At 39.0% G+C, this 15092-nt stretch carries 13 protein-coding genes; 7 read left to right on the top strand and 6 right to left on the bottom strand.

The window, feature by feature from the left end; all coding sequences use genetic code 11:
* Nucleotides 1–19 precede the first annotated feature (19 nt).
* Entirely contained in the window at nt 20–889 is an 870-nt protein-coding gene (locus tag K1I41_RS02110) for a DMT family transporter (protein WP_220641037.1), read from the bottom strand.
* 119 nt (nt 890–1008) lie between these two features.
* Between K1I41_RS02110 and K1I41_RS02115 the strand changes: the two genes are divergently transcribed.
* Nucleotides 1009–1452 carry a cation transporter gene (locus K1I41_RS02115; protein WP_255566953.1) on the top strand — a complete coding sequence of 148 codons (444 nt, stop codon included), beginning with the start codon at nt 1009–1011 and terminating at the stop codon, nt 1450–1452.
* A gap of 56 nt (nt 1453–1508) precedes the next feature.
* Here K1I41_RS02115 and gldD read toward each other — a convergent pair whose 3' ends face one another.
* The 4 genes from gldD to mutY are packed head-to-tail and all read right to left on the bottom strand — an operon-like array spanning nt 1509 to nt 4933.
* Entirely contained in the window at nt 1509–2081 is a 573-nt protein-coding gene (gene gldD / locus K1I41_RS02120; protein WP_220641038.1) for a gliding motility lipoprotein GldD, read from the bottom strand.
* Nucleotides 2082–3371 (bottom strand): gliding motility-associated protein GldE, encoded by a 1290-nt coding sequence (gldE, locus tag K1I41_RS02125; protein WP_220641039.1) that lies wholly within the window; start codon nt 3369–3371, stop codon nt 2082–2084.
* A gap of 23 nt (nt 3372–3394) precedes the next feature.
* The gene (locus K1I41_RS02130; RefSeq protein ID WP_220641040.1) at nt 3395–3853 is read right to left on the bottom strand and encodes a single-stranded DNA-binding protein; all 459 of its coding nucleotides are present in this window, start codon (nt 3851–3853) and stop codon (nt 3395–3397) included.
* Nucleotides 3854–3895: 42 nt separating this feature from the next.
* Nucleotides 3896–4933 carry an A/G-specific adenine glycosylase gene (gene mutY / locus K1I41_RS02135; RefSeq protein ID WP_220641041.1) on the bottom strand — a complete coding sequence of 346 codons (1038 nt, stop codon included), beginning with the start codon at nt 4931–4933 and terminating at the stop codon, nt 3896–3898.
* Between the two features lie 135 nt (nt 4934–5068).
* On the opposite strand from mutY, the gene K1I41_RS02140 reads away from it, so the two are divergent.
* The 6 genes from K1I41_RS02140 to K1I41_RS02165 all read left to right on the top strand — a co-directional run bounded on the left by K1I41_RS02140 (nt 5069) and on the right by K1I41_RS02165 (nt 12727).
* A complete protein-coding gene (locus K1I41_RS02140; protein ID WP_114677856.1) occupies nt 5069–5359 on the top strand; it encodes an HU family DNA-binding protein in 291 nt (96 codons plus the stop codon).
* 392 nt (nt 5360–5751) lie between these two features.
* On the top strand, nt 5752–7311 hold the full coding sequence (locus K1I41_RS02145; RefSeq protein ID WP_255566954.1) for an Rne/Rng family ribonuclease: 1560 nt from the start codon (nt 5752–5754) through the stop codon (nt 7309–7311).
* 111 nt (nt 7312–7422) lie between these two features.
* Entirely contained in the window at nt 7423–7755 is a 333-nt protein-coding gene (locus K1I41_RS02150) for a YegP family protein (protein ID WP_220641043.1), read from the top strand.
* A 178-nt stretch (nt 7756–7933) separates the two neighbouring features.
* On the top strand, nt 7934–11527 hold the full coding sequence (gene ileS / locus K1I41_RS02155) for an isoleucine--tRNA ligase (protein WP_220641044.1): 3594 nt from the start codon (nt 7934–7936) through the stop codon (nt 11525–11527).
* Between the two features lie 6 nt (nt 11528–11533).
* Complete coding sequence (locus tag K1I41_RS02160) at nt 11534–11914, top strand: TraR/DksA family transcriptional regulator (protein WP_220641045.1); 381 nt, start codon at nt 11534–11536, stop codon at nt 11912–11914.
* Nucleotides 11915–12103: 189 nt separating this feature from the next.
* On the top strand, nt 12104–12727 hold the full coding sequence (locus tag K1I41_RS02165) for a lipoprotein signal peptidase (RefSeq protein ID WP_220641046.1): 624 nt from the start codon (nt 12104–12106) through the stop codon (nt 12725–12727).
* 1 nt (nt 12728) lies between these two features.
* On the opposite strand, the gene pbpC is transcribed toward K1I41_RS02165, so the two are convergent.
* Nucleotides 12729–15077, bottom strand: a complete 2349-nt coding sequence (pbpC, locus tag K1I41_RS02170; protein ID WP_220641047.1) for a penicillin-binding protein 1C — start codon at nt 15075–15077, stop codon at nt 12729–12731.
* Nucleotides 15078–15092 lie beyond the last annotated feature (15 nt).

Here is a 15092-nt window from a genome sequence, read left to right on the forward strand (position 1 = left end):
TGGTAGTAATAATGTTTATTTATCGTTTTAAAGACGAAAAGTATACCCCCAGCAATATTATTGCAGCACCCAACATTTGTAATGCCGATAACGACTCGCCGTCAAACAAACCCCAGCCAAAAGCAACAATAGGTATCATATACGTTACTGACGATGCAAATATGGGCGATGATATATGGATTAACTTGAAAAATAAAATACTGGCAAGCCCCGTACCCACAATACCCAAAACAAGCACATAAAGCATAGCTTGGTGCGTTTGCGGTAGCATAGCAATACTAGCAAAATCCGAAAGGAACAAAATAAGCGTAGTAGGCAATAATAGCACCGCAAAATTACCTGTGGTAATAGCAAGCGGGCTAACATCCGAAAGGTGCTTTTTAATCAGGTTTACATTTACCGAGTAACACAATGCAGCCACTACAACATACAATGTGTAGTAATAATTTTGGTTTGGGTTATCTATAGCACCCTTAAAAATAAGTAATGCACAACCTACAAGCCCTATAAGCACCCCAAAAAGTTGCCTGCGCTGAAAACTTACCCCAAATACCGCGGCACCAATAATTAATGTTCCTAAAGGGGTTAACGAGTTTAATATAGCACTAATAGAGCTATGTATCTCGGTTTGTGCTATGGAGAATAAATACACTGGTAAAAACGTACCAAATAACGCCGTAAGCGCCAAATACTTCCATTTTTCCTTAGGCATTCTCCTAAGCGTACTAAAACCAATTAGCAATAAAAACAGCGCACAAAAAATAATACGAAGCGAACCCAACTGAAACGCACTAAGCCCTACAAGCCCACGTTTTATAAGGATAAAAGAACTCCCCCATGTAAGCGATAATATGGCAAGTAAATACCACTTTAAGTGTTTTGACTGCATGAATTTAATTTTGCATCAAAAATCTGACAATAAAATCAGATAACAAACGTTTTTTAGTAAATTTGTAACTTGCTCTTGGTTAAGAGCTACTTATATTAAAAACCTAAAAAAACAATACTATGAATTTAGCCAAAAAAATTTCTTTATTTGCTGTAGCAGCACTACTTTTTACTAGCTGTAAAAACGCCGATAAAGAAGGAACTACCGAGGATGGTACTACTATAGAAAAAACAATGGATGCACCTGCCGAAAGTGAGAATACAACAATTGAGGATGCTGAAACAAAAGAAGTAGCAGCAAACTTGGAATTTAAGAGTTTTAAAATTGATGGTATGACCTGTGCTATGGGATGTGCTAAAGTTATAGAAAATAAACTAGCGGATCTTGATGGTGTGCAAGATGTACGTGTTGATTTTGAAGCTGAAACTGCCGTAATATCTTATGATTCTGAAAAGCAAAACGTTGAAAGCATAGCAGCAACTGTAGAAAAAATTGCCGATGGCGCCTATAAAGTTTCTGATATGAGCGACTTAGAGGAAATAGTTGATGAAAAGCAGAGTTAAAAAACAATAACTTTAAATACAAAAAGCAGCCAATTGGCTGCTTTTTGTATTTAAAGTTATTTCCACTTAATGGTTTCCATAATATTTCGCATATCCTCTTTTACGTAGCTTGCAGCAGGCATTAACGAGTCGTAATTAGGGCGGGCGTAAAAATATAACGAGCCCGTTATAAAATGGCGGGTACTATCGGTAACATAAAATTGTGCGTTGGTAGCAGCATCGCCTCCAACCTGGTAAAACATACCATAAGCATTGTTAAGCGCGTTGGCAAAAGGTTGCTCCTGTATAGCATTGGCTTTAATTACATGCTCGTAGGTAAGGCGCTGGGCATCGGTTAATAAAGCCTCAATATTATTAGCAACGGGTTTATAAGTAAGGTGTATGGTAGCCTTCATTTTAGGATAGGCTAGTGTAAAATTACAATTCCCTTTATTGGTAATAATGGATTGCGAGTTAAAAGCAAAGCTAAATGGGCAATTTCCTTCGTATACCACATAATCCTCTACGGGGTAATCCAGCCTAAGAAAGGCTTTGGGTTTGGGTAGTACCTCTTGCTCACCGCAAGCGGTAAACAGACTACAAAATGCAATTATAATAGCTAGTGCTGTTGTTAGTTTTATTTTGTTCATTTATTGTAGGGTAACCTTTATTTGCTTTATTCTCCTCTTATCAACCAATTCAACGGTAAAGATATTGTCATTAAAGATAATTTTTTGTGCTTTTTTAGGAAAGTTACCTGATATTTCGAGTATAAAGCCTGCTAATGTTTCGGCTTCGCCTTTGGCTTCTTCAAAAACCGCTTCATCTACATCCGTAATACGGTAAAAATCTTTAAGGCTTATTTTACCATCAAACAGATAATTTTTATCGTCTATTTGCGAGTAAATAATATCTTCGTCATCAAACTCATCGCTTATATCGCCTACTATCTCTTCCAGAATATCTTCTAACGATATTAGTCCCGATGTACCACCGTACTCATCTACTACTATAGCAAGGTGGTTTTTCATCCCTTGGAATTCTTTAAGTAAGTTATCAAGCTTTTTATTTTCTGGAACAAAAAAGGCAGGACGTATTAAGGTTTGCCATTCAAAATCGTTACTATCTATATACGGAATGAGGTCTTTTATAAAAAGCACCCCCTCAATATGGTCGATATTATCACTGTAAACAGGTATTCTGGAGAAACCACTTGCTACTATTTTTGGAAATATCTCGGCAAAAGGTTCTTCTATATCTAAGGCAAAAATATCAATACGCGGGCTCATTACCTGCCTAGCATCGGTATTACCAAAGGTAACAATGCCTTCTAATATTTTTTGCTCTTCGGCAGTAGCGTCGCCATAATCAGTAAGTTCCAAAGCTTGCGATAATTGGTCTACCGATAGCCCTGTAGGCTGTACATTAAATTTTTTGTGAATTTTTAGCGTTATTTCGCGCATGGGTACGCTTATAGGCGATAGTATTTTATTGAGTACAAATAATAAATAGGCTATACGTGACGAGAATATGCGGTTGTTTCGGGTGGCGTATACTTTGGGTAATACTTCGCCAAAAAGTAATAATATAAAGGTTATAACGGCAACCTGTACGGTAAACCTAAAGTATGGTGAGGGTATACCGTAAAACAACTCGTTAACAAACCGAAAAAACAATATTATTATGGCTATGTTAATAAAGGTATTGGTTATTACTATGGTGGCTAGTAATTTTTTGGGTTTTTCTAGTAGGGTTACTAGCATTTTACCCTTTTTGGGATTTTTATCGTTTATGGCTGCAATATCTTCTGGCGATAGCAGAAAAACGGCTACCTCGGTACCCGATATGCATGCAGAACAAAATAAAAGGAAAATAATCCCAACGCAACCTATAATAAGGCTATAATCATATAATAGTATACTGGAGGGGTCGGGGTCCAATGCTGTAAGTTTTAGTTAAACAATTAAAATGGCAGGTCATCGTCTGGCGCTGGCACATTGGTGTTGTGGTCTGTAGGCGGTGTAGTTGGCTGTGGTTGCTCGGCAGGTTGTTGTGGCTGCTGCATCCTGTTGCCTTCGGCTTCGTTTTTAGCCGTTAAAAAAGTAAAGTCGGTTACCTGTATTTCGGTACTGTAACGTGCTGTGCCGTCTTCGGCTTGCCATTGTCTGGTTTTAATGCGCCCTTCTATATATACTTTATCGCCTTTGGTTAGGTACTTTTCGCATACTTCGGCAGCCTTATTTCGCACTACAATATTGTGCCATTCGGTAGATGTTACGCGCTCGTTGGTTTGTTTGTTAACGTAGGTTTCGTTAGTAGCCAGTGGGAAACGCCCAATGCAATTGCCACCATCGAAATAGTGCATCTTAACATCATCGCCCAAATGCCCTATTAGCATTACTTTATTTAGCGTTCCGCTCATTGCTTTAATTTACTGTTTACTCAAAAATAATAAAATTTAGCATCAATCCCAATGCTTCTCAATAAAATTATGAATAACTATAGGAAACGGATATTGCTTTATAAAATCGCGGTCTGTTGCACCCGCTACAAGGGTATTGGTAGCCACTTCCCAAAAGCGGATATGCAAGTGCTGGTGCGATAGTTTGTGTACAATGGTATTGGTAAGTAAGGTTGTGGTTGTAGGAGTAAAGTTAAACCCCTCGAAATTATCAATCAGCTCTTTTGCAGCGTTGGACGATACTAATGTTTCCGTTTCCAGCAACGGGAACTCGTACAGGTTATGCCAAATACCTTTGCCCGAACGTTTGTTAACAACACTTTTACCTTCGGCATCGTTAACTACCAAATAGTTAAAGTAACGATTGGTTACTTTTGTTTTTTTGAGTTTTACAGGCAATTGCTGCACTTTACCCGTATTGTAGGCAACACAATGGGCACTTAATACACACGTATAACAATTAGGGTTTTTAGGTACGCATTGCAGCGCACCAAACTCCATCATGGCTTGGTTAAATTCCGATGCTTTACCTTTTGGCAAATGTGCTGCTGCCAAAGCAGTAAACTCAGCCTTTGCACCAGATGACGATATATCAGTCTCTATACCAAAATAACGTGATAGTACACGGTATACATTACCATCTACCACAGGTATCTCCTCGCCATAACATATAGAGGCTATTGCGGCAGCCGTATAATTGCCTACTCCTTTTAGTTTTAGCAAGTCGTTATAATTATCTGGAAATATTCCGTTTAAATTGTATGCAATATGTTTAGCCGTTGCGTGCAGGTTGCGTGCACGCGAGTAATAGCCCAGCCCCTGCCATAATTTTAGCACCTGCTCTTCGGGCGCATTGGCAAGGTGTTTTACGGTAGGAAAAGCCTCTATAAACTTAAAAAAATACGGCATTCCTTGTGCTACGCGGGTTTGCTGCAACATAATTTCGGATAACCATACGGAGTATGGGTTGGTATTTTTACGCCATGGCAAATCGCGCTTATTTTGTAAATACCATTGTATTAAGGGCTTAGAAAATTTCATTATACTGAGTAAGTTAGCAAATTTAAAAGTTTATGTTATTAAATTTTAATGTATTAAGGTTTAAATATTGTTTATTTAATTCCTATATTTGCACACTCGAAAAAAACACATACAAATATAAATTAAAGAAAGAAAATGACGAAAGCAGACATCGTAGCGAAAATCTCCGAGAAACTTGGACTTGAAAAAGGAGATGTGCAAGCAACAGTTGAGTCTTTTATGGAAGAAGTAAAAAACTCTTTGGAAACCGGTGATAATGTTTATTTAAGAGGTTTTGGTAGCTTTATAATCAAAACCCGTGCTGAAAAAACAGGTAGAAATATCTCTAAAAACACTACAATAAAAATACCAGCGCACAATATTCCTGCATTTAAACCTGCAAAAATATTTGTTGATGGTGTAAAAACGAATACTGAAGTAAAGTAACAAAACTTATTTATTAACTTAAACCTTTATACACTATGCCTAGTGGGAAAAAAAGAAAAAGACATAAGGTAGCTACGCACAAACGTAAGAAAAGAGCGAGAGCTAACCGCCACAAAAAGAAAAAGTAGTATTAAACTACTTTTTCTTTTTTACAACAACGTTCATTGAAAACGGATGTAAAGAAAAAGATAACAGAAATACGATAATAGATTTTTACGACATAAATTAAGTCCATCATCTTTTATCTATACTCTTAAAATCTTTCTGCACACATCCACAGGGTATTAAAACCTGTAAATTATTGTTTAATCCATCTGCATATAGGTTACAAGGTTGCGGAGTATGAGTTACAAAACTCCAGCCCTAAACCTTTTACCTAACAGCGGATAAAAATGTACAGTGTGAACAAAGAACTAATTATTCGATCTGGTTCTGAAGCCGTAGATTTTGCCTTATTAAAAGATGGAAAACTAATAGAATTACATAAAGAACGGGAAGATAAAAACAAGTTCTCTGTAGGCGATATTTTTCTTGCCAAAATCAGAAAACCTGTTGCCGGACTTAATGCTGCTTTTGTAAATGTAGGCTACGAAAAAGATGCCTTTTTACATTATCACGATTTAGGTCCTAACCTACCCTCCTTAATGAAATTCATAAAACTTGTAAGCGCAGGTAAAGTAAAAGATTACTCCCTTAAAAACTTTTCTTTTGAAAAAGAGATTGATAAAAATGGCGCCATTGCAGATGTGCTTAAAGCCAATCAATCCATGCTCGTTCAGGTGGTAAAAGAGCCTATTTCTACCAAGGGCCCTCGTATAAGCTCAGAGCTTTCGTTGGCAGGTAGGTATGTAGTGCTAGTACCATTTTCTGACCGCATTTCGATTTCACAGAAAATAGATTCTAAGGAAGAAAAAGACCGCCTAAAGCGTTTGGTACAATCCATAAAACCAAAAGGCTTTGGCGTAATTGTACGAACAGTAGCCGAGGATAAAAAAGTAGCTGAGCTAGACAAAGACTTGCAAAATTTGCTCGATAAATGGTCTGCCTTATGCAAAAGCATCCCCGGAGCACATCACCCTAGTAAAGTATTGGGCGAAGTCAACAAAGCATCCTCAATACTGCGCGATGTTTTTAACGATACCTTTACAGGTATTTATGTTGATGATGAAGACTTGTTCTACCAAACGAAGGACTATTTGCAGGAAATAGCGCCTCAAAAAGCGAATATCGTTAAATTATACCAAAACAACGATTTGCCTTTATTTGAAAAATACAACATTGAAAGGCAAATAAAAACCTCATTTGGTAAAACGGTGTCCATGAGCAAAGGTGCTTACCTTATTATAGAGCATACCGAAGCACTACACGTTATAGACGTTAATAGTGGTAACCGCTCTAACAAGGCATTAAGCCAAGAAGCTACGGCTTTGGAAGTAAACCTTATTGCTGCGGCAGAAATTGCACGGCAGTTGCGATTAAGAGATATGGGAGGCATAATTGTAATTGATTTTATAGATATGTCTAACGCCGAAAACAGAAAACAGCTCTACGACTTTTTACGAGAAGAAATGAGCGACGATAAAGCCAAACACAAAATCCTGCCTCCGAGTAAATTTGGACTTGTCCAGATTACCCGACAAAGGGTAAGGCCAGAAGTAAACATCAAAACACGGGAAGAGGACCCGAATAACGAAAATGGAGAAATAGAAGCTCCTATTTTAGTAATTGATAGAATTACAGCCGACCTTGAAAGAATTATGAAGAGTAACAAAAAAATTGTGCTAAACGCACACCCTTTTGTTGCTGCATACCTTACTAAAGGTTTCCCATCCATACGCTCAAAATGGTTTTTTGAGCACAAAAAATGGGTTAAAATTATACCTCGTGACGCTTACACGTATTTAGAATACCGCTTTTATGATAGCAAAGGAAATGCTATCGCAACAGAATAGCAAAAACCGCCTTAACTGAATGTTAGGGCGGTTTTTTTGTTTTTAACAATCGTTAAATACATTATAAATTATTACTATATTAGCTGTATTAACTCTTAAAAAAATCCAATAATGGGCAAGTTTGTAATTACTAAAAGAAAAAATGACGAATTTCAGTTTAACCTAAAAGCTGGTAACGGACAGGTTATTTTGGCAAGCGAAGGCTACAAAGCAAAAGCAAGTTGTGAAAACGGAATAGAGTCTGTACGACGTAACTCGCAAGACGATTCTAAATACGACCGTAAAGAATCATCAAACGGTAAACCATACTTTAACCTAAAAGCTACCAACGGACAAATAATTGGTACTAGCGAAATGTACGAGAGTGTAGCATCGCGCGATAATGGTATCGAATCAGTTAAAAAAAATGCACCCGACGCTACTGTAGATGACCAAACAATATAAGCATACAGCAACTACATATAATAAAAAAAGCCCATTTTAATGAAATGGGCTTTTTTTATATCCACACATCTCCAATACTACCTTTACCAAACCCTTAAATCCATCCTATATAACCCAATAACTACCATTACATTAAAAAAATCCTTACTTTCGCGAATTGATTATTATTAAGGATACAATGAACAATAAGTTTACTGAATATAAAGGACTTGACTTACCTAAAGTAGCCGACGAGGTACTGGAATTTTGGAAAGAAGAGAACATTTTTGATAAAAGCGTAACCACCCGCGAGGGTAAACCACAATACGTGTTTTATGAAGGACCACCAAGTGCCAACGGGCTACCTGGAATACACCACGTTATGGCACGTGCCATTAAAGATATTTTTTGCCGTTACCAAACCCAAAAAGGATACCAAGTAAAACGTAAAGCAGGATGGGACACCCACGGACTACCCGTAGAATTGGGTACGGAAAAAGAATTGGGTATTACTAAAGAAGATATAGGAACAAAAATATCGGTAGAAGAATACAACGAAGCCTGTAAGCGAACTGTGATGCGCTATACCGACGTATGGAACGACCTTACCGAAAAAATGGGCTACTGGGTAGATATGGACGACCCATATATTACCTACAAGCCAAAATATATGGAAACCGTATGGTGGTTACTAAAACAGATATACGATAAAGGACTTATTTATAAAGGGTATACCATACAGCCTTATTCGCCCAAAGCAGGTACAGGCTTAAGCTCACACGAAGTTAACCAACCTGGTGCCTACCGCGATGTTACCGATACTACTATAGTAGCACAGTTTAAAATTTTAGATAAAAGTTTAGCCAATTTTTACAAAGCGACAATTAAAAATATTAATAGTAAATTTCTTTTCTATAAGCAACATTCTAATTATGTATCTGAGTTAAAAGATATTCATTTTTTAGCTTGGACAACTACCCCATGGACACTCCCATCAAATACCGCCTTGACAGTTGGTTCTAAAATTGATTATGTACTTATTACAACCTTTAATCAGTATACTGGTGATAAAATCAATGTAGTTTTGGCTAAGAATTTAGTAGAGAAACAATTCCGAGGAAAATTTTTAAAAGTACAATGTGACACTAAAATAGTTAAGGCTCTCCAAAAAAGTGGAAATATAGATAAATTTAAGGAGGAAATTAATTTATTATTAGAAGAGGAAAAGAAAACTGATCAACCTTCAATAAAAAATCTTGAGGATTCTAAAAAATTAAGGGTTAAGTATCTAAATGATACATTAGAAAAGATTCCATACGAAATATTCGCAGAAGCCAAAGGGGCCGACCTTATAGGCATACGTTACGAGCAATTACTCCCGTATAAACTCCCGTATCAAAACCCTGAAAACGCATTCCGTGTAATATTAGGCGATTTTGTAACTACAGAGGATGGTACAGGTATAGTACACACCGCACCTACCTTTGGTGCAGATGATGCTAAAGTAGCTAAAGAAGCTAAGCCCGAAGTACCACCAATGCTTGTACTGGACGAGAACGAAAACCCCGTACCCCTAGTAGATATGCAAGGGCGTTTTATAGACGGTGTGGGCAACCTTAGCGGTAAATACGTTAAAAACGAGTATTACGCTAAGGATGAAGCTCCCGAAAAATCGGTAGATGTAGAAATAGCCATTAGGCTAAAAGAGGAAAACAAAGCCTTTAAAGTAGAAAAATATGTGCACAGCTACCCACACTCGTGGCGTACGGATGAGCCACTACTCTACTACCCATTAGATAGTTGGTTTATTAAAATAACTGACGTTAAAGAACGTATGTTCGACCTGAACGAAACCATTAACTGGAAACCAAAAGCAACAGGCGAAGGACGTTTTGGCAACTGGATAAAAAATGCTAACGATTGGAATTTATCGCGCTCCCGCTACTGGGGTATACCATTGCCTATATGGCGTACGGAAGATAAAACCGAAGAAATGATGATAGGCTCGGTAGAAGAGCTATACAACGAAATAGAAAGAGCAATTGCTGCGGGTGTAATGACCAAAAATCCGTTTAAAGGATTTGAAGCCGGCAATATGAGTGAGGAAAACTACAATCTTGTCGATTTACACAAAAACGTAGTAGATGCTATTACCTTAGTTTCGCCATCGGGCAAACCCATGCAGCGCGAAGCCGACTTAATAGATGTTTGGTTCGATAGCGGTGCTATGCCCTACGCACAATGGCACTACCCATTTGAGAATAAAGAACTAATTGATAACAACGAGGCATTCCCTGCTGACTTTATTGCCGAAGGGGTCGACCAAACCCGTGGGTGGTTTTATACATTACACGCAATCGCATCGTTGGTATTTGATAAAGTAGCGTATAAAAACGTAGTGAGTAACGGTTTGGTTTTAGACAAGAGCGGACAAAAAATGAGTAAGCGTTTGGGCAACGCCGTCGATCCGTTTACTACCCTTGCCGAATACGGACCCGATGCTACCCGTTGGTACATGATAGCCAATGCTAACCCTTGGGATAACTTAAAGTTTGATATTGATGGTGTAGCCGAAGTTCGACGCAAGTTGTTTGGCACGTTATATAATACCTACTCATTCTTTGCGTTATATGCTAATATAGATGGCTTTAACTATACCGAAGCAGAGATACCACTTGCCGAAAGACCCGAAATAGACCGCTGGATTTTAAGTGAGCTAAACACATTAGTTAAAAACGTAGATAGTTATTATGCCGACTACGAGCCAACTAAAGCTGCCAGAGCCATATCGGACTTTGTGCAGGAAAACCTAAGTAACTGGTATGTAAGGCTGTGCCGTCGTCGTTTTTGGAAGGGCGATTACGCACACGATAAAATAGCAGCCTACCAAACACTATACACCTGTTTAGCAACTGTAGCCAAACTAGGTGCACCTATAGCCCCATTTTTTATGGATAGGCTTTATAAAGATTTAACACAAGCTTCACAATTAGAAGCTCTTGAGAGTGTACATTTGGCGGAATTTCCAATATACAACGAATCATTTGTTGATAAAGCATTGGAAAGCCGAATGGAAAAGGCGCAAACAATATCATCGCTCGTACTTTCGCTCCGTAAAAAAGAGATGATTAAAGTACGACAGCCATTACAAAAAGTAATGATTCCGATACTGGATGCCAACCAAAAAGCAGAGATTGAAGCCGTATCAGAATTGATAAAAGCAGAGGTCAATGTTAAGGAAGTAGAGCTGTTAGACGACGCATCGGGCGTACTGGTAAAGCAGGTTAAGCCTAATTTTAAAGCGTTAGGACCTCGTTTTGGTCGTGATATGGGATTGATTTCTAAAGAGATACAAAATTTCTCGCAAGAACAAATCGCAACCATAGATAAAACGGGGAGTATAGCCATTGAAATTTCAGGAAAAAGCATTATCTTAACCTCTGATGACGTAGAGATTTCATCGCAGGATATCGAAGGTTTACTAGTAGCCAATGCCAACGGAATAACCGTTGCGTTAGATATAACCATAACTGATGGTTTACGCAAAGAAGGGATTGCCCGTGAGTTGGTAAACAGAATACAAAACTTACGTAAAGATTCAGGTTTTGAAGTAACCGACAAAATAAAAGTGTCACTACAACAAAGTGCGCTATTGCAAGACGCTGTAACAGCTAACGAAGGCTACATAAAGTCGGAAACACTTACAGAAGAACTTGTATTTGAAGATGCTATTAAAAACGGAACGGAAATAGAATTTGATGACATAAAAACTTTAATATTAATTTCAAAATAGTGAAATATGATAGATGAGAAAATACGATACTCTGATGCTGATTTAGCAGAGTTTAAGGAACTGATTACAAAGAAAATAGATAAAGCAAAGGCTGATTTGGATCTTATCCGTAGTGCTTATATGAACGACCTTAATAATGGTACCGACGATACATCGCCAACCTTTAAGGCATTTGAAGAAGGTAGTGCAACCATGAGTAAAGAGGCAAACTCACAGCTTGCTATCCGTCAGGAAAAATTCATTCGCGACCTTAAAAATGCGCTTATCCGTATTGAGAATAAAACCTACGGTATTTGTAAAGTAACGGGTAAACTTATTGGTAAAGAGCGTTTAAAACTCGTACCTCACGCTACCATGAGCATCGAAGCTAAAAACATGCAACGATAATAGCACAGTACCACTACAGTACGCAATCCATATTTTTTTGCCTTAGGGCGAAACAAAGTCCGAAACTACAGGAATAGTATAACCTCTTAAATAAGGGGATGATTAACTATTGTTGCAGGTTCGGGCTTCTTGTAATAAATCACTATAATTTAATTATTTCCCGTATTTTTGTCGGTAAAAATTTTTGCAATGTCATTAAAAAGAGCCTATATCGTCGTTTTTATCGTATTGTTAATCGATCAGGTATCGAAAATTTACATAAAGACGAATATGAAACTCGACGAGTATTTTACGGTGTTGGGTCAGGATTGGTTTAGGATACACTTTATTGAAAATGAAGGCATGGCATGGGGCGCACAAATACCAGGGACTTACGGTAAATTAGCGCTAACCCTGTTCAGGATTGTAGCCGTAGTTGCTATTGGCTGGTGGCTGCATGATTCTGTTAAAAAAAAATACTCCAACTACCTCATCGTACCTATTGCACTTATACTGGCAGGAGCATTTGGTAATATTATCGACTCCGTATTTTATGGTGTAATATTCGACCATAGCAACAACCAAGTAGCAACCCTTTTTGCTGACGACCCTTACGGAACATTATTTTACGGTAAAGTGGTAGATATGTTTTATTTCCCGATATGGCGCGGTAACTTACCTTCGTGGCTACCCATTTGGGGCGATAAACCCTTCTCTTTTTTTAATGCCATATTTAATGTAGCCGATGCTGCTATATCCATAGGTGTTGGAATATTAATTGTATTCAACAAAAAAGCGTTTGCTAAAAAGGGAACGGCTGTAGCTGCTGAATAAATTATTCCGATACAATTGTAATTTTTCTACGCATTTCATTACCCCATTCATCGGTAATCGTTAGGTAATATTCCCCTGTTTTGGCTGTTACAGGCATTTCATGAAACGTATGGGTTACTCCCAAATAACGATCGTTTAAATACCAAAATAACTTTGCATTAGCATTAGTATGTGCTGCCTTAAAAATAGCAGGTTGTAACTCGCCACTAAAATCTTTAGTAAGGTATATTTTGCTATTATTTTTAGGATAGATAAAGCCCATACTACTACCCGTAGCACCTGTACAATCGTCACGAAATGGTGGTAAAGGCGCATAATCAATATGTTGCTTTTTATAATACCATTCCATTACGGGTGGCAACACAAACCACGATTTGGTTACCATAGTAGCCACGTCCTCGCAACTGCTGTTTACACGGTACTGCTCGGCAGCATCCAAATTAACCAAACTATGGTACGGGCATACTTTAGTACTTTTTCCTGCAACAGGTACAAACTGTTGTACCGTAGGGCAATATTCTCCTGCCAAATAACCACTTTTTTGGCAAACAGTAGCCTGTTCCAAATCGTTAAGGGGTGGTGCAAACCAAGGTTGGCGTGGTAGCAAATTAAACACATCAAACAACACAGGGGCAGCACTCCCCACACCTGTAAGCGAGGGTCTGCCCTCGCCCGAGGCATTGCCTACCCACACCCCTACCACATAGCGCGGACTGGTACCAATAGCCCACGCGTCGCGCCCACCAAAACTAGTACCTGTTTTCCATGCAATTTCTAACGACGAATCGTAAAAATGCCATGCCTCATCGCCTTCAGGGCGATTTACTTCTTTCATAGCATTGTAGGTAAGCCATATGGCACCTGCGCCTAACTGCGTTTTGCTATAGCTTGTTTTACCAAAGTTTTGCGTAACGTTACTATCCCAATTTAAGGCTGCAAACTCATTTTTGCAGTACTGGGCATTGTTGTTGGTAAAATGGTTGAGCGTACCTGTAAGCCCTGCATAGGTTTGGCATAAATCCCATAAGTTCGATTCTGCACCACCTAAAATGAGCGATAAGCCGTAATGGTTGGGGTGTTGGTTTACATCGCGGAGTTTAAAGCGTTGCAACTGTTCGTAAAACCGATTCACGCCAAAATCCTGCAACATCAGTACAGCAGGCACATTTAACGAGCGCGATAAGGCTTTTTGGGCAGGTACAGCGCCATCGTACGTTAAATTATAATTCTTGGGGCTATAACCCGATATTTGGGTAGGCACATCGGCAATAAGGGTATTGGGGAGTAACTCACCTGCATCGAGCATACTGGCAAATAGCAATGGCTTTAGTATGCTGCCCGTACTGCGGGGCGCAGGGATAATATCAACATCTTTTTGGTGGAATTTATCGGTAGGCGAATTGCCCACATAGGCTTTTACGTTTCGGGTACGTACATCTACCACCAAAACGGCAAGGTTGTGTACTTCGGTTTGCTTGTACTGGTTGTAGTACCGTGCTACTATTTGGTTTACCTGATGTTGCAACGTGCCATCTATGGTCGTTTTTATGCGTTCTCCTGTATTGGTCTGCGCTACACGCTGCAACAGGTGCGGAGCCGTTTGCGGTACGTTAAACGGCTTTTGGGGTAAGTCCTCCTGTACGGATAACTCGTAAGTAGTTTTATCAATTACAGCAGCATCATATAGTTTTTTGAGAAGTCTGTTACGCTTTTCGCGAAGTTCCTGTTGGTTGCGCCCTGGGTAAATTAATGCAGGCGCATTGGGCAATACGGCTAGCGTTGCCGACTCTGCCCACGATAATTGGTATGGCTGCACACCAAAATACCGCCACGATGCCATTTGTAACCCCACTACGTTACCACCGTAGGGGGCATGGGCTGCGTACAACCCCAGTATCTCATCTTTCGTATCTCGAAATTCGAGGCGGGTAGCAAGTATCAATTCGATTAGTTTTTCGAAATAGCTCCGCTTTTTTCCTTTACGGGATAATCGAATTACCTGCTGTGTTAAGGTACTACCGCCCCGCACTACCTTACCTGCCTTGTAGTTTTGCCGTATGGCATTTACTATCGAAATTGGGTTGAAGCCTATATGCTGGTAAAAATATTCGTCTTCAAAATAAACAATACATTGCTTGAATTTATACGGAATGCTGTCCTGCGCTGGGAAACGCCATTGCCCATCGGTAGCAATGCGCGCACCGAGTAAATCGCCTTGCTCGCTTTCTATAACCGTAGCATACGGGTTGTTAAACAATTGCTTGGGCAAACAAAAGTAATACCACACCAGTAACACCAGTATACTACCCGATTTTATTTTGTTGTTTCGTATCCAACGTAGTAACCTCATCCGTATAGCATGGTT

This window comes from Flavobacterium litorale (assembly GCF_019613795.1).
GTDB classification, from domain to species: domain Bacteria; phylum Bacteroidota; class Bacteroidia; order Flavobacteriales; family Flavobacteriaceae; genus Flavobacterium; species Flavobacterium litorale.